Genomic DNA, 16,859 nt, shown 5'->3' on the forward strand with positions numbered 1-16,859 from the left:
TATTCAAATATACTACATTTTTTCCGAAAGTGTTCGCTTTCATGGATGCTCAAAATCAGTCATTTTTAGTGAGAATAGCATAAAATACACCTCAATTTTTAGTGTATTAACGGCGTTAGAAATGCTAGAGGGGTTTTCCCTATCTTCGCATTATTTTGTCTGGATCATTTTAGGAAGTTTTTTGCATGCCCAATTCGCTTGTAGAATTTTCCTTATCTTCACCCCGACTTTACTAAGCTTTATATGAATTCAATACCTAAAATTATACTGTCTATATCCTTACTAGCACTCTCGGCAGTAACTTATGGACAGCAAGTCATTTCCGCACAGGAACGCCAAGATGTGAGCCGCATACTCAATACCTTAGCCGCCGACGATATGCGCGGTAGGTCTGCGCTGACAAAAGACATCGAACCAGCAGCAGATTTTATCGCCGCTGAAATGAAGAGAATAGGCCTTACCCCCTACGCAGAACAAAATTATAGGCAAACATTCCAATTGGATAAAATCTCTCCGGTAAGCAAATCCGCAACCATCAATAAGCAGATTATTCCAGCTGACCATATTATTTCACTTGGAAATCACGTGGATTTACAGTGGGATAATCAAAGTAGCCTTAACATCGTCGAAATAAAATCGGGCGATGATTTTGCGAAAGTATTTAGAGAACATTCACTAGGCAAAGAAAATACACTTGTCTTGGTAGATCCTTCCTTTGAAAGCTATTTTGTACGTTTTGGTCAAATGCTCAACGCTCCAAAATTTATAGAGGAATCCACCAAACAAAAACCATCGATTGTCTACCTTTTGACAGCGGAAAAGCCCAAAACATTTCAAATTCATATTGAACGGAAACTTCAAAATTTCCCCTTGTTTAATGTGGCGGGAATCATCCCCGGAAAAAGTAAACCGAACGAATACATTATCTTTTCGGGACATTACGATCACATTGGCATCCTTCCGGCAGTCGGCCAAGATTCTATTGCCAATGGCGCCGATGACGATGCCTCGGGCGTAACAGCGATGTTGACCCTGGCAGATTACTACAAAAAACAGAATAAAAATGAAAGGACGCTTATTTTTGTCGCCTTTACCGCTGAAGAGCTTGGCATGTATGGCTCAAAATATTTTTCCAACCATATCAATGCGGATCAGGTAGTCGCGATGATCAATATGGAAATGATTGGAAAAGATTCAAAGTTCGGCCCCAATACAGTGTATATTACGGGATATGATCAATCCAATCTTGGCGAATTGATGCAGGAGAATCTGAAAAATACAACCTTCAAATTCTACCCAGATCCTTATACCAAACAGAATCTGTTTTACCGTAGTGACAATGCAGTATTAGCGGCCAAGGGAGTTCCGGCACATTCGTTCTCAACTTCTCAAATGGATAAGGATGAATACTACCACACCGTAAAAGATGAGGTATCTACGCTAAACGTTCAGAACATTATTTCCAGTATAGAAGCTATCGCGATAGGTACCTCGGGAATTGTAGAAGGCAGACAAACACCTTCCCGCGTCGAAAAACTAAAAGATTAAGAAACAGCCGAAGCTTTTACTTTCATTTGCATGACATAATCGTTTAGCACATAGTCATAATAAGGAATATCAATAGTTTCAATGACCTCAAAGCCCTGCTTTAAATAGAAATGGTAAGCAGGGTTATTTCTATTTACATTCAGTTCAAGAATACCTTTACCTTTTAGCAATGTTTTTTCTGAAGCGAAGTCTATCAGCGCCTTTCCGAAACCTTTTCCTTGAACATTAGGCATCAAGTAGATCTTTTCAATACGGACGCGATCTTCAAGAGTTCTCAAGGCTATAAATCCCTGTCCGATACCATCTTCTTTCAAAACATAAAAAAATTGGCCATTAACCATGCTTTCTGCAAGTCCTTCAACAGTATAACTTTTTTCTAGCATAAAGTCAATTTGGTCCTGTGAAAGTATCTCTCCGTAAGTAACTGGCCAAATAATATGAGCCATATTTGAAATGCTTCTGATATCGCTTTGTTCTGCCAATTCTATTGTTATCATGCTATCTTTTCTCCTATTAAAATGTATTTTACATGGGAAAATTTAAGGACAAATAAGCCGTCTTTTTCCATTTCGTATTCGTTGTCACTGATCTTAATCAAGCCTTCGTGCATATTTTTTTCATCAGCATCAAGCCCCTCAATTCGGATTCTTTCCCCTGCAGGCTTCCACTTGGTGAATCCCGTTGTCACAAAACAATAGCGAACCCCCTTAGTGATGAGGACAATATTAATCTGCTCAAGATAGGGCTGGTAATACGCCACATCAAGCTGATCGGTCAAGATATTCACCGCTTTATAATGATGTGCTATAAGGTATTCAATAGCTGTCCTTAGAAAAGCATTATCATAGGAAATTACCTTTAAATTTTCCTGTGAATCGTTAATGAATTTCTTTGTAAAAACGATATCGAACTTATAACCACGCGCATCCAATAGATCAACGGTTTCCGCTTCAATTACAATAGTAGGGCTCCATTCCAAAAGCTGTCCCAAGCCCTCTTCATCGATGAGGAAAAGGTCTTCAATCAGTAATGCAGGTTCCTGATTCTCTCTAACAATATGATGAGATGACATATATAATTTAATATCCGAGCCTACGTAACGTGATATATGCCATCAATCCCGTACTGATCTCCAACGAGCTTTCGTCCACATCAAAGGTCGGCGTATGAACAGCTGAAGAGATCCCACGCGCTGCGTTACCTGTACCCAAACGATAGAAACAAGCATTAATTTCTTGTGAATAATAGGAAAAATCCTCCGCGGCAGGCCATAGATCTAAGTCTACAACATTTTCCTTACCGAGATATTCTTCTGCAAAAGTCCGTGCACTTTTAGTCAATTGAGGTTCGTTTATTAAAAAAGGATATCCCTTACGGACCTCAAATTCACAAATTGCCCCCATACTTTCAGCAATGCCGACAGCAATTTTCACCATTCTTTCATGCGCCTCAGCACGCCACTCCTCGTCAAATGTGCGAAATGTACCTTCCAGATATACCTGATCAGGAATAATATTTGTCGCTCCATTGGCTATAATCTTTCCAAAAGATAACACCGTTGGGGTACGTGGATCTGCAAATCGACTAGCGATCTGTTGCAAAGCGGTAATGATCTGTGCTGTAATAACAATTGGATCAATGTTTTGATGCGGATGTGCACCATGCCCGCCCCTGCCTTTGACTGTCATAAACAGTTCATCGCAGGAAGCCATATATTTTCCCTCACGGAAACCAACCTTGCCTACCTCAATAAAGGGCATCACATGCTGTCCTATTATAGCCGAAGGGGCAGGATTCTGCAAAGCGCCCTCTTTGATCATTAGGGAAGCTCCTCCCGGCAAGCGCTCCTCGCCAGGCTGGAAGATCAATTTGATCGTTCCTCCAAATTCGGCTTTCAGGCTATTTAATATTTTAGCTGTCCCCAAAAGAGAAGAGGTATGTACATCATGGCCACAGGCATGCATCACTCCTGGGTTCTTGGACCCATATGAACGGCCCTCCACTTCCTGAATTGGTAAAGCATCCATATCTGCCCGTAACGCAATAACTTCATCTGATGGTAGGTCACCTTTGATTAAAGCGACAATGCCCGTATCAGCTTTAGCCTCATAAGGAATTCCCAATTCATCCAATTGCGCTTTTACAAATGCCGAGGTATTGTATTCTTCGAAGGAAAGTTCAGGATTCTGATGAAGATGTCTACGATTGGAAACCGTATCTTCAAAATATTGATGAGCTAAGGCCAGGACTTTTTCTTTCGTACTTGCCATAAGGTTGATTGATTTATTGATATACAAAAACGTTCTCTGAAAAAACAAAGACGTTGCTAAAATATTGACGTAACTCGCGCATGAAGGCATTTGCCTCAGAGCGACTTCTAAAATCTCCTACCTTAACACGATAATTAGGTTCATCATAGGTGATATAGGTATCAATATCTTTATACATGCTTCGGAAACGTGTCTGCTCCGAAAATGCCTGATTCCGGTTAGATCCAGCGAAGATCTGTACGCGGAATCCCCTTACTTTGACCCGTGTTGCCGCTGAGCGGACGATGGGTTTGGAAGGGACTACTGTCGTTTTGCTTTCGACAGGATTGATCCCCATAGCTGCCCTGAAATTTTGAAGCTGTGTAATCAATGAATCTTTGGTTACAATTACTCCACCTTTTTCTTGTGCGTTCACCTGAACTAGCGCAAACAACACAAGTGCATGTATGAAAATCAATCCTCTCTTCAGCATAGTTTAACCTTTCTTATCGATTAGTTATTTGCGCCGTGGCAATTTTTATATTTTTTTCCTGAACCACAAGGACATTCGTCATTGCGTCCCACAGTATTCTCGTTACGAACAGGTTCTTTTGCACCCTCATTCACATCTTCCTCACTCACACCTGTAGGCGAAGCCAATTCAGCTTTACTTTCAACAGTTTTCACTGGAGCCTGCTGTACTTGTCTAGCTTGCATAGAAGTCGGTTCTTGACCTGGAATCTCTCCTTTGAAAATAAAGCTAATGACGTCTTTATTCATGGAAGCCAACATCGATTTAAACAAATCAAAGGCCTCCATTTTATAAATGATAATCGGATCCTTTTGTTCATAAACAGCATTTTGAACGGATTGTTTCAAATCATCCATTTCACGCAAGTGCTCTTTCCAAGCCTCGTCGATTAATGCTAATACGATTCCTTTTTCAAAAGATTTGAAAACTTCTTTACCGTTACTTTCGATTGCTTTTTTCAAATTCGCCGAAACCTGAATGCCACGGATACCATCCGTAAATGGAATAACGACATTTTCGACGATTTGACCTCTTTCCGCATACACATTATTCAATACAGGAACTGTCAAAGCGCCAACGGCTTCAATTTTATGGTGGTAAGCATTAATTGCATGCTCAAATAGACGATCGGTCAAGCCTTCAATTTTACCCTGTGCAAACTCTTCTGCTGTAATTTCTGGTGTAATCGCAAAAATACGGATTACTTCGATTTGGAAATCTTCATAGTTACCTTGCTCTTTTGCTTCAACGACAATTTCTTCGGCTACATCAAAAATCATGTTGTTCAAATCCACATCCAAACGTTCTCCAAACAAAGCGTTTTTACGCTTCGAATAGATTACAGTACGTTGTGAATTCATGACATCATCGTATTCCAATAGACGTTTACGAATACCAAAGTTATTCTCCTCCACTTTACGTTGTGCACGTTCGATGGATTTAGTCAACATACTATGTTGCATTACTTCACCTTCTTCAACACCCATTTTCACCATGATGTTAGAGATTCTCTCTGAAGCAAATAAACGCATCAAGTTATCTTCCAAAGAAACGAAGAATTGCGAAGAACCTGGGTCTCCCTGACGACCTGCACGACCACGTAACTGACGGTCAACACGACGAGATTCGTGTCTTTCGGTACCGATAATTGCAAGACCGCCAGCATTTTTAACTTCTTCGGTCAATTTAATATCCGTACCACGACCAGCCATGTTCGTCGCGATGGTTACTTGTCCTGGACGTCCAGCTTCAGCTACGATATCAGCTTCTTTTTGGTGTAACTTCGCATTTAATACGTTATGTTTGATCTTACGTAATTGAAGCATACGGCTCAATAACTCCGAAATTTCAACCGATGTCGTACCGACCAATACTGGACGTCCCGCATCTGTCAATCGTTGAATTTCTTCAGCTACTGCATTGTATTTTTCACGTGCCGTACGATAAATCAGATCTTGACGGTCATCGCGTTGTGCAACACGATTAGTCGGAATTTCGACCACATCAAGTTTGTAAATTTCCCAAAGCTCACCGGCCTCTGTAGACGCTGTACCTGTCATACCCGAAAGCTTGTGGTACATACGGAAGTAATTTTGCAGTGTAATCGTTGCGTAAGTTTGTGTTGCATCTTCTACTTTCACATTCTCCTTTGCTTCGATCGCCTGGTGCAAACCATCTGAGTAACGACGGCCGTCCATGATACGACCTGTTTGCTCATCAACAATTTTCACTTTACCTTCATCAACGATATATTCAACATCATTTTCAAACAAGGTATATGCTTTTAAAAGCTGGTTAATCGAGTGAATACGTTCTGCTTTAATTGAATAATCGCGTAACATATCTTCCTTCTGAGCGGCCTTTTCTTCCAAAGTCAAAGAAGACTTTTCAATTTCAGCGATCTCAGTACCAACATCAGGTAAAATAAAGAATGAAGGATCCTCACCTGTTGCTGTAATCAACTCAATACCTTTTTCTGTCAATTCTACTTGATTATTCTTTTCATCAATCACAAAATAAAGTTCTGCATCTACTTTAGGCATATTTTTATTTTGCTCTTGCATATAGTAGTTTTCTACTTTTTGTAAGATAGAACGATTAGCACCTTCGCTTAAGAACTTGATTAATGCCTTATTTTTAGGTAAACCTCTATAAGCTCTTAATAATGCCAAACCTCCGCCTTCAACATCAGAATCTCCTGCCGCCAACGCTTTTTTAGCATCATTCAAGACTGTATTGATGTAAGCTTTCTGTACGTGCACCAAACGTTCGATACGCGGTTTTAATTGGTAGAATTCGTGTTGATCGCCACGAGGAATCGGACCTGAGATAATTAATGGTGTACGTGCATCATCGATCAATACAGAGTCAACCTCATCGACCATGGCAAAGTGTAATTTTCCTTGCACCAATGCGTCCGGAGTCTGAACCATATTATCACGTAGATAATCGAAGCCAAACTCATTATTCGTACCATATACGATATCCGATTGATAAGCTTTACGACGTTGTGGGGAATTTGGTTGATGTTTATCGATACAGTCAACAGATAGCCCATGGAACTCAAATAACGGTGCATTCCACTCCGAGTCACGACGAGCAAGGTAATCATTCACCGTTACGATGTGTACTCCTTGACCAGAAAGAGCATTTAGATAGGTCGGTAATGTTCCTACTAACGTTTTACCCTCACCTGTTGCCATCTCGGCAATTTTACCACTATGCAAGACAATACCACCGATTAACTGGACGTCATAGTGTACCATGTTCCAAGTGACCTCAGTACCTGCAGCCATCCATTTGTTTTTCCAAATCGCTTTATCACCATTGATGATAACGTTTGATTTGTAAACAGCCAATTCTCTGTCAAAATCGCTAGCAGTAACTTCTAATTCTTCGTTTTCTGTCAAACGTCTTGAAGTTTCTTTTACCACGGCAAATGCCTCAGGCAAAATATCCTTCAATACCTCTTCCAACTTCTTGTCACGGTCTTTGGACAATTTGTCCACTTGCTCGTAAATAGAAGTTTTCTTTGCCATATCGTCCTCGTCTTGATCCGCTTCTTTTTTAAGCGCATCAATTTCTTGGTCAATATCTGCTAGGTAATTTTTAATTCTTTCTTTGAAATCAACGGTCTTGGCACGTAACTCGTCATTGGTTAGATTTGAAAGCTTCTCATATTCAGCTTTGATTTGGTCTACCACAGGCTGAATTCCCTTGATATCTCTCTCGGATTTACTTCCAAATAATTTACTTAAAAACTTTAACATAATTTTTTTTCTATCTCAACTTAAGATTTTGTACAATAATGACTCCAAAGTAAAATTGCAGACAATTTGACACTAATCGGGCAAATTTAGTTATTAGATATGATATCTAACAGCTTACATCCATTTTTTTTACGTTATTTTTATTGAAAATGTCAGTTCCTTTCAGCCAGTAAGAATCCTATATATATTTATCCCCTTTTATGCTACCTTTACGTGAAGTTTTTCTGGGTAATATATAGCCTCTAAACCGTCAGCTGATTATGATAAAAACAACTTTTGGTCTGATTGCGGAATGAATCCCATTTCCTGAGCCTTTTCAAACATTCTCGTAATCGCATCACGTCCTTCAAGCCCCAATTCTACTGAATATTTATTGACATAAAGTTCAATATGCTTGTACATCACCTCTTCACTCATTTCCTGTGCATGCGCACGAATAAATTCAAGTCCAGATTTCGGATTGGCAAATGCGAATTCTACACTTTCCTTTAAAATTGTATTCAATGTTTCCTTCACTTCTTTTGGCAAACTACGTTTTACGACAATTCCTCCAAGAGGAATCGGAAATTTTGTCGTCTTCTCCCAGTACTCGCCCAGATCCACGACTTTATGCAGTCCTTTTTCGGCATAGGTGAACCTATTTTCATGAATAATCAATCCCAAATCAATGGATCCATCAAGTAAGGCTCCCTCAATATCCGAAAAAACAAGTTCTACTTTATTTTTTAATTCGGGGAATGCCAAGCTTAATAAAAAGTTAGCGGTTGTATATTTTCCTGGATAACCGACTTTCAATTGATCGAATCCCTCCAGGCTCTCAGCTCTTTCTAATTTTTGCTGAAGTAATTTCGCTAATTTCGGATCCTTCGTAATCAGCATAGGCCCTACACCAAATCCTAAAGCACTACCTGCATCGAGCAGTTCATAATCTTCAACCGCGTAGGCAAAGGCATGATAGCTCAGCTTGGTGATGTCAAGATCGCCTTGAAAAGCTTTCAAGTTCAAGGTCTCCACATCTTGATATTCCACCTCAAAATCCAGTCCTTTGGTATCTATCTTATGATGAATCAATGCATCAAAAATAAATGTATCGTTTGGACATGGAGAAAATCCTAATGTTAATTTCATGTTGTACAAAATTTTTCCCATCGGTCAGATGGGATTTATGAATTTTAATCAAATCGTAATTCTATGCGTTATCAGGTAAAGTATCATTGCCAAAAAAGTACTTGCAATAATTCCTTTTCCGAGATGATCATTCCCCGATCGATACGCAAAACGTAAAAGCACTAAATTAACCAATATGGCTATGGTATAGATAGCCATGGGTTTCTCGGGTAAAAAATGAAGTTCAAGATCCGTAAAACGTACTAAAATATGAGCCAATACTGGAGATACAGTACCGATACCCAATCCTATCCAGAGATTATTTTTCACGTTTATCGTCTCCCCTTGTATTTCCCAGATGATCAAAGCTCCATGAATTCAATTCTGGGATAGCGTGATGTGCCGTCATATCGAACTGTGTCGGAACGACAGATACATAACCATTGGCCAATGCAAAACTATCGGTATCTTCCCCCCTGTCCTGCAAGACAAATTTACCCGTTGTCCAATAATAATCGCGATTGTGTGGATCAATGCGTTCATCAAATTCTTCTACCCAATGTCCTCCAGCCTGTCTACAAATTTTAATACCTTTAAAACCTGCTGTTTGCGGAAAATTAACATTCAGCAATGTATTTTTAGGAAGACCATTCGCCAGCACCTGCTCGGCAATAGAAATCACGTAAGGTCTGCAATAGCTAAAATCCGCATCATGGGAAAAGTTATCGAGCGAAAAACCAACAGAAGGAATCCCTTCAATAGCCCCTTCTACCGCAGCGGACATCGTACCGGAATACAAAACATTGATTGAATTGTTGAGCCCATGATTGATTCCCGAGACGCATATATCTGGCTTTTGCCCTTTGAAAACTTTATTCACCGCAAGTTTCACACAATCTACCGGTGTTCCTGAACACTGATACATTTCAACCCCTTCATATAAATTGATTTTATCCAAACGTAGCGGTCTACCAAGTGTAATGGCATGCCCCATTCCAGATTGCGCCGAATCAGGAGCAACGACAACAACATTTCCTATTTTCTGCATCTCCTCTAACAACACCTTAATCCCCGGCGCTGTGATACCGTCGTCATTAACAACTAAAATATTGGGTTTCATATGTAAATAATTTCTTTTTTAAAGGCCTTTATAGCATACCCAGCTATTTCTATCCCTGTTTGTGCTTTTAGAACCGGGTATTTCTTTTTAACCATATACGAAGTTAGTAAATCTGAAACCGAGATGTAAATAATATTGACACAACAGGCAATTATTATCTGTAAAGGTTGCTCATTAGGACATGGCAAACAGCATAAGCGACTGTGGAAACAGGGGTTCAAACGAATACAGGGAAGCTGCAAAGGAGCGATGAGTTTAGGTGCAACAAACGAAGATGAGATGGTAACCAAACTATACGTTTTAACAGTGCTTGTTCAGTGCTCGTTCAGTGATTGTTCAGTGCTTGCTCAGTAACGACTGAATAAACACTGATTAATCACTGTCTAAACATTGGTTAAATATTATTATTAGGTATAATTTGGTAGGGGGTATGATTTACCACCGATCACTACGACATCGTTTGCGTAAGATTGTGTCGTTATTGACAAATATTAGCCCTAAATTTAGCATTCAAACAGACAAACAAAGATAATAATTCAGTTATGAGCATTAATTTTGAATCCCGTTATGCAATAGGGCCAAAGGAATACAAAACTTTAGATACACAAGGGTTAAGGGAGAATTTTCTAATTGAAACAGTTTTTGAAGCAGACAAAATTAACTTTGTCTATACCCACTATGATCGCTATATGGCTGGTGGAGCAATGCCTGTAAGCTCAAAAATCAAATTAGATACCATTCCCGCGTTATTAAAAGAACCTTACTTCCTTTCTAGAAGAGAGTTGGGTATTATCAATGTCGGTGGGAACGGTCAAGTTGAAGTTGACGGCATTACATATGATCTCAATACCAAAGAAGCTCTTTATATCGGACAGGGTGCTCAAGAGGTTTATTTTTCAAGCAAGGACGCCACACACCCCGCAAAATTCTATTTAAACTCTACACCTGCACATTGCAGCTACCCAACTAAAAAGGTAACGAAAGAAGATGCAAATAAAATAGAATTGGGTTCATTGGAAACAGCTAACCACCGTACGATCAACCAGATGTTATTGAACAAAGTGGTACAAACCTGCCAATTACAGATGGGAATGACCGAATTAAAACCGGGGTCTGTATGGAATACAATGCCATCCCATACCCACGATCGTCGTATGGAAGTCTATTTCTATTTTGAATTACCAGAGGGACAGGCAGTATCACATTTTATGGGACCCATCGATGAGACCCGCCATATTTGGATGCATAACGATCAGGCTGTAATTTCTCCACCATGGTCAATTCACTCCGGAGCTGGAACTTCCAATTATACCTTTATATGGGGGATGGCGGGTGAAAATTTAGATTATGATGATATGGACAAATGTGCCATCACAGAATTGAAGTAATATGAAAAAAACACTCGTATTGAGTTTAGCGCTAGGACTTTCAACACTTGCTTTTGCGCAGAACAACAAAACCATTACTGTAAACAACTCTTCCGCTAGCGCAAGAACAGAGTTGATCAGTATTCCTTATACAACATTCGAGAAACACTTCGAGTTAAAAAACAGTGTATTTACGATTGTGGATAAGGATAAAAAGGAACTGGCCTATCAACTTGAAAAACTAGGAAAACCGACGGCACAAAATATTTTAATCCAAATAACCGTTGCTCCTAAAAGTTCAACAACCTTCGGGGTAAATGGGAATAAACCCACAGCTATTGCTTCCAAGACCTATGCAAGGTACGTCCCTGAACGCAAAGATGACTTTGCATGGGAAAACGATATTGCGGCTTTTAGAGCCTATGGAAAGGCTTTAGAAGGCAGCTCAGAAGATGCACAGGGCTTTGACTTCTGGGCAAAACGTAGCAATGACCTTGTTGTTGACGAATGGTATAAAACTGGGGATTATCATGCCGATCATGGCAAAGGCTTAGATTATTATTCCGTTGGACAAACCTTGGGCGTTGGCGATGCAACTCCATTTATTGACGAACAGGTTGTTTACCATAAGCATTATCGCCAATACGAGGTATTGGACAACGGTCCGTTGCGCTCCACATTCAAACTTATCTATGAACCGGAGAATGTAAAAGGTCAGCAGCTACAGGTTGAAAAGACCGTTTCCCTAGATGCTGGGAGTCAATTGAACAAAATAAGCTATTCCATCAAAAACGCAACCTCTGCCTCTACGCCAATTGTTGTGGGGATCGCTAAAAGAAAAGAGGAAAAACCTCAAATTCTAAATGATGTAAAGAATGGTATTTTAGCGTATTGGGAACCTGCAGAAGGAGATAAAATCACTGGAACTGCGGTTATTCTACCGAAAGTAAAATATATATTCAAAGATAGTCCAAAACAATTTTTATTGGCAACCACCGTCAAAAATGATAAACCATTAGTTTATTTTGCGGGTGCTGCGTTCAATAAAGCGGGTAAAATAGGTAGTTTTGAGCAATGGCAGTCTTATGTAAAAACATTTAAAAATAATTTAGATCAACCGTTAACAATAAAATATTCAAAATAATGTCCATACTGCAATCTTTTGACTTAAGTGGGAAAGTAGCCTTGGTAACAGGCTGCAAAAGAGGAATTGGCAAGGCAATTGCCGAAGCATTGGCTGAAGCCGGAGCAGATATTATCGGCGTTTCAGCGTCATTGGAACCTGAAGGCTCTGCAGTAGAAAAATCCGTTAAAGCATTAGGCAAAAATTTCTATGCCTATCAGTGTGATTTCTCTAAACGGACAGAACTTTACAAATTTATCGAAAAAGTAAAATCAGCGCACCCGACGATTGACATCCTGTTTAACAATGCCGGAAATATACTTCGTAAACCTGCTGCCGAGCATCCGGATGAATATTGGGATGAAATTATCGAGATCAATCAAAATGCGCAATTTATATTGACTCGTGAAATCGGAAAGGACATGATTTCACGTGGAACTGGAAAGATCGTATTTACAGCATCTTTATTAACTTTCCAAGGTGGTATCAATGTTCCGGGATATGCCGCTTCAAAAGGAGCTGTAGGATCTATGGTAAAGGCTTTTGCGAATGAGTGGGCTTCCAAAGGTGTCAACGTAAACGGATTTGCTCCAGGATATATCGCCACGGATAATACCGAGGCACTTAGGGACGACCCTGAACGCTCTAAGTCCATTTTGGACCGTATACCTGCAGGTCGCTGGGGAACTCCAGAAGACTTTAAGGGGCCAGCGGTATTCCTCGCTTCAAAAGCTTCTGATTATGTACATGGAACTATCCTTACCGTGGATGGTGGCTGGATGGGAAGATAACAATCAACCTCTAAGATGAGTTTGTTTTAAAAGTCTTTATCCGAAGGGGTAAAGACTTTTTTTACAATTCTAAATCCCAGATTACTAAAAGATGCATTGGGACTAACTGAACCTATATATACTGTATTAAAAGCAGCACAGCTATTTTTACTACACCACCAGGAGCCTCCTCGGGCATGGGCAATAGAGCGATCACCATCTCTTTCAAGCTTTCCGGTACAAAATTCAAAGACATTTCCAAAGATGTCATAGAGCCCCCATGGATTGGGTTTGAATTTTCCGACAGGAGAAGTATACAGATAACCATCTGAATAATCCGCTTTCAAATGATCTCTTCCATGCCATACATTTGCATATTCACCCATATTCTCTTTACTGAAACCTTCAAAATAATAGCCTTCGCTACCCGCTCTTGCCGCCACCTCCCATTCGTCAAAAGAGGGTAATCTACAGTTTGCCCATGTACAATATGCCAGCACATCCTTATAGGAAATGCAGGTAACAGGGTGATCCATCTTGGCCTCAATGCCGCCACGACTTACACCATTCGGAAAGCGCCAATAGGCTGTACTATCCTGTAGCCAACGAAACTCCGCCAAGCCAGGTTCAAAGACCATGGCGTTGTGATAGCGTTCTGCTAATGTTTTATAACCTGTTGCTTGAACGAATTTCTCAAATTCAGCATTCGTCAGCTCAAACTTAGCGATCCAAAACGATTCAATTTGCACAACTCTTTTTGGATTGTCTAGACTACCTGTATCACCCAAATGATAGTCTCCGGCCGGAATCTGGATAAAGTTTCCAGCTTGGGCTTCACATTGGAGATGCAAAACAATCAATCCTATCAAATAGAGTAACCTTCTCATTCTCCTTGCCGTTTGTTATAATATGCTTGTGCTGTTTCAATAATATACTGTTCATTTGCCTCGGAAAAATCCATCCAGCTCTCATAGTTTGTATCCGGACCGTAGAGTTTGTGATATATTTTCGACTGTTTAAAATCGGATAATTCTCCCTTTTTTAAAAGCAACAAAAGTGTTGTCAATATGTCTTTGTCCCGCCGGTTATTCTGGTAAAAATCAATTAGAAAAGGGATACTTTCCCAAGCGTTCATCTCCAAAATCGCCGACTTATAATTTAGGCCCATTTCATTCGTTTTGCCAGATAGCTCCCGGATGAAAGTCAAAACCTGAGCCTTATTTTTTTTCATATAGGAGATTTGCCGTTCACTCCAAAAGACACCGTTGTAAACAAAAAGCAACTGACCGAATATCTTTTTCTGGGGGTCATTTACAAACATCCGTTCCGCACAGGCCTGACTAAATATTTCTGGATAAATCATCGTATACGTGAATTTTTCCTCAGCAGTCAAAGTATTAAAATCACGAGCAGGTATTCCAGCATCATAATCCGTCAATGCTTCGTCAGGAAGGGTCTTTAAACGTTTATCGATTAAAAATTGAATCTTTTTTGTACTAAAAGGGGGAATACTATTTTTTTCACGGAAGGCATAATAAGAAGAATCCTGAGGCCGAGGATCCCCCCATGCAACATCCGTATTTTCCTGTGCACTAACGACGGTCCCCACTAATCCCAAATACAGGAATACTAAAAATCCAACTGCACTACTTGCTTTTTTTCTCATCGTAATATTTCAGCGCTCGACTAAAGATCAGTGCCTCATTTTCTTTATTGTAATTTAGATAGGAGTAATAATTGCTATTTTCTCCATATAACTTTTTAAAAGACGTAGACTTTATAAATTCACTATATTCACCACGTTTCATCAGCAACATAAGTAAGGTCAGGGCATCTTTGTCTTTCGATGTCTTCTTGGCATACTCAATAATAAAAGGAATCATTTGCCAACCGTTTAGCTCCACTAGGGCATGCTTATAATTTACACCCATCCGTTTGCTTCGGATAACAGATTCCTGAATAAGTTTGATTACTGAATCCCTATTCTCCTGCAAAAAATCAGTCTGCCTTTGTGACCAGGACGATTCATTAAAACCGTCCAATAATGTACCAAAGATTTTTTTGTCGATCTGCGTTTGGTATTCAGGTATAGCGCAATTCTGTGCATATAGTTCTGCGTGAATCATGGTATAAGTAAACTTTTCGCGCAGGGATAGCTTTTTAAAATCAGTAGCCGAAATTGCATTTGTTCCAGCATCGGTAGTTTCTTTATCTTCTTCGGGGATTATTTTTGCGATTAACGCTTTTACTTTGTCCAATCCATAGGGCGGAATGGTCATTTTGTTCCGCATTTCGATAGCAGCAGGATCCATAAAAAGACTCTCGTCATCCTCTGGATTCGTTTGTGCAAAAACACCCACCCAACACAGGAAAGAAATAAAAAATAAAAGTCCCCTTTTCATATCGTATGATTTAATATCTTTTAAAAATAAAGAAATTACTGCTACAAAAATTATTCCTCTTTATTTTATAGGGCTCCCTTTCGCCCTGATCTGCCTTTTCCTAATTGCAATGATTCCTAAATACAATGATTCCTCTTTGCAATGAATACCATCTGCTCCTAACAAAAATCCCCGGATTTAATAAAACCCGGGGACGCTATATTTCTTTTACTTTTGCCTATATCAAGAATATAAACCTTTCTTATCGATAAACTCTATCACCTTTTGCGGTACAAAAAATTGAATATTTTTATTTTCCTTGATTGCCTTTCGCAAAAAGGTAGAAGACAATTCCATCAATGGTGTAGCTGTGATGGTGATTGAAGGATGATCCTTAAGCTTTCCACCATCATATCCAGGACGTGGATAGACATAAATCTGGTAGTCGCGTAAGATAATATCCGCATTTTTCCATTTTTCCAAAGATTCCAAACTATCTTCTCCCATGAGCAGCACAAATTCACGATTGGGATATTTTGCTTTTAAATGGGTGAGCGTATCTATCGTATATGACGGTATTGGTAAATGGAATTCAATATCTGTTACCCGCAGGTGTTCAGCACCCTCCAAAGCCAGATTTAACATCTCCAGACGATCGTAGGGATCTGCCAATGTAGATTTCTTCTTAAATGGATTTTGAGGAGAGACCACAAACCAAACTTCATCCAATTCAGTAAAACTGGCCATATAATTAGCGATGATCAGATGCCCTATGTGCACCGGATTAAAAGAACCAAAATACAAACCAATTTTTCGCATGGACTTATTTATTGATAAATCCCATAACAATTTCTTCAGCTTCGGCACATGCAGTAGCTAAATCAAAGTTATTCAATATGACATCAAATTTATTAGCATAGGTAAGTTCCAGTTCAGCCTTGGCAAAACGTTCTTTCAATTTTTCTTCTGAATCCGTTCCACGTCCTGTCAAACGCTCCTTAAGCACCTCCAATGATGGTGGTTGTACGAAAATAGAAATTGCCTGTTCTGGGAATTTTGATTTCAAACGTAATCCACCAACAACATCGATATCAAATATAACATGTTTACCTTCTTTCCAAATACGTTCAATTTCTGAACGCAAAGTACCATAGAAAGTCCCTGAATATACTTCTTCAAATTCGATAAACTCCTGTTTGGCGACCTTATGTAGGAACTCCTCCTTTGACATAAAATAATAATCTTTTCCGTCTACTTCCTGTCCTCTGGGGTCACGGGTACTCGCAGAAATGGAAAACTCTATTTTATCGCCATGTTTACTTAAAAGATCTCTTACTATTGTTGTTTTACCCGCTCCTGATGGAGCCGAGAATATAATTAATTTACCGCTCAT

The 16,859-nt window shown here is 39.6% G+C and carries 17 protein-coding genes; 4 read left to right on the forward strand and 13 right to left on the reverse strand.

The window, feature by feature from the left end:
- Positions 1–243 precede the first annotated feature (243 nt).
- On the forward strand, positions 244–1,548 hold the full coding sequence (locus HS960_RS20475; protein ID WP_182330555.1) for a M20/M25/M40 family metallo-hydrolase: 1,305 nt from the start codon (positions 244–246) through the stop codon (positions 1,546–1,548).
- On the opposite strand, the gene HS960_RS20480 is transcribed toward HS960_RS20475, so the two are convergent.
- The 8 genes from HS960_RS20480 to surE all read right to left on the reverse strand — a co-directional run bounded on the left by HS960_RS20480 (position 1,545) and on the right by surE (position 9,825).
- Complete coding sequence (locus HS960_RS20480; RefSeq protein WP_182330556.1) at positions 1,545–2,045, reverse strand: GNAT family N-acetyltransferase; 501 nt, start codon at positions 2,043–2,045, stop codon at positions 1,545–1,547. The two genes, HS960_RS20475 and HS960_RS20480, sit on opposite strands and share 4 nt — an antisense overlap.
- Positions 2,042–2,620: a hypothetical protein gene (locus HS960_RS20485; protein ID WP_182330557.1), complete on the reverse strand. Its 579-nt coding sequence runs from the start codon at positions 2,618–2,620 to the stop codon at positions 2,042–2,044. Before HS960_RS20485 ends, HS960_RS20480 begins: the two co-directional genes overlap by 4 nt.
- A gap of 7 nt (positions 2,621–2,627) precedes the next feature.
- Positions 2,628–3,818, reverse strand: a complete 1,191-nt coding sequence (locus HS960_RS20490) for a M20 metallopeptidase family protein (protein ID WP_153845303.1) — start codon at positions 3,816–3,818, stop codon at positions 2,628–2,630.
- A gap of 13 nt (positions 3,819–3,831) precedes the next feature.
- On the reverse strand, positions 3,832–4,290 hold the full coding sequence (locus HS960_RS20495; RefSeq protein WP_153845302.1) for an SPOR domain-containing protein: 459 nt from the start codon (positions 4,288–4,290) through the stop codon (positions 3,832–3,834).
- 20 nt (positions 4,291–4,310) lie between these two features.
- Positions 4,311–7,598: a preprotein translocase subunit SecA gene (gene secA, locus HS960_RS20500; RefSeq protein WP_153845301.1), complete on the reverse strand. Its 3,288-nt coding sequence runs from the start codon at positions 7,596–7,598 to the stop codon at positions 4,311–4,313.
- Between the two features lie 258 nt (positions 7,599–7,856).
- On the reverse strand, positions 7,857–8,726 hold the full coding sequence (locus tag HS960_RS20505; protein ID WP_159730012.1) for a menaquinone biosynthesis family protein: 870 nt from the start codon (positions 8,724–8,726) through the stop codon (positions 7,857–7,859).
- Between the two features lie 48 nt (positions 8,727–8,774).
- Entirely contained in the window at positions 8,775–9,035 is a 261-nt protein-coding gene (locus HS960_RS20510) for a hypothetical protein (RefSeq protein WP_153845299.1), read from the reverse strand.
- Positions 9,025–9,825, reverse strand: a complete 801-nt coding sequence (surE, locus tag HS960_RS20515; RefSeq protein ID WP_075990445.1) for a 5'/3'-nucleotidase SurE — start codon at positions 9,823–9,825, stop codon at positions 9,025–9,027. The genes HS960_RS20510 and surE overlap by 11 nt, the downstream gene beginning before the upstream one ends.
- A 542-nt stretch (positions 9,826–10,367) precedes the next feature.
- On the opposite strand from surE, the gene kduI reads away from it, so the two are divergent.
- From kduI to HS960_RS20530, 3 genes are read left to right on the forward strand one after another with little or no spacing between them, the layout of a single operon-like run.
- Positions 10,368–11,213 carry a 5-dehydro-4-deoxy-D-glucuronate isomerase gene (kduI, locus tag HS960_RS20520; RefSeq protein WP_159730010.1) on the forward strand — a complete coding sequence of 282 codons (846 nt, stop codon included), beginning with the start codon at positions 10,368–10,370 and terminating at the stop codon, positions 11,211–11,213.
- Between the two features lies 1 nt (position 11,214).
- Complete coding sequence (locus tag HS960_RS20525) at positions 11,215–12,336, forward strand: DUF4861 family protein (RefSeq protein ID WP_182330558.1); 1,122 nt, start codon at positions 11,215–11,217, stop codon at positions 12,334–12,336.
- Between the two features lie 5 nt (positions 12,337–12,341).
- A complete protein-coding gene (locus HS960_RS20530) occupies positions 12,342–13,106 on the forward strand; it encodes an SDR family oxidoreductase (protein WP_182333283.1) in 765 nt (254 codons plus the stop codon).
- A gap of 26 nt (positions 13,107–13,132) precedes the next feature.
- Here HS960_RS20530 and HS960_RS20535 read toward each other — a convergent pair whose 3' ends face one another.
- The 5 genes from HS960_RS20535 to gmk all read right to left on the reverse strand — a co-directional run bounded on the left by HS960_RS20535 (position 13,133) and on the right by gmk (position 16,859).
- The gene (locus HS960_RS20535) at positions 13,133–13,972 is read right to left on the reverse strand and encodes a formylglycine-generating enzyme family protein (RefSeq protein ID WP_159730004.1); all 840 of its coding nucleotides are present in this window, start codon (positions 13,970–13,972) and stop codon (positions 13,133–13,135) included.
- Positions 13,969–14,751, reverse strand: coding sequence for a hypothetical protein (locus HS960_RS20540; protein WP_159729995.1), 783 nt, complete (start codon positions 14,749–14,751; stop codon positions 13,969–13,971). The genes HS960_RS20535 and HS960_RS20540 overlap by 4 nt, the downstream gene beginning before the upstream one ends.
- On the reverse strand, positions 14,732–15,487 hold the full coding sequence (locus HS960_RS20545; protein ID WP_153845293.1) for a hypothetical protein: 756 nt from the start codon (positions 15,485–15,487) through the stop codon (positions 14,732–14,734). The genes HS960_RS20540 and HS960_RS20545 overlap by 20 nt, the downstream gene beginning before the upstream one ends.
- Before the next feature lie 222 nt (positions 15,488–15,709).
- Complete coding sequence (nadD, locus tag HS960_RS20550) at positions 15,710–16,285, reverse strand: nicotinate (nicotinamide) nucleotide adenylyltransferase (protein WP_075990440.1); 576 nt, start codon at positions 16,283–16,285, stop codon at positions 15,710–15,712.
- A gap of 4 nt (positions 16,286–16,289) precedes the next feature.
- On the reverse strand, positions 16,290–16,859 hold the full coding sequence (gene gmk, locus HS960_RS20555) for a guanylate kinase (RefSeq protein WP_075990439.1): 570 nt from the start codon (positions 16,857–16,859) through the stop codon (positions 16,290–16,292).

Source organism: Sphingobacterium paramultivorum (assembly GCF_014109745.1).
Taxonomy (GTDB): domain Bacteria; phylum Bacteroidota; class Bacteroidia; order Sphingobacteriales; family Sphingobacteriaceae; genus Sphingobacterium; species Sphingobacterium paramultivorum.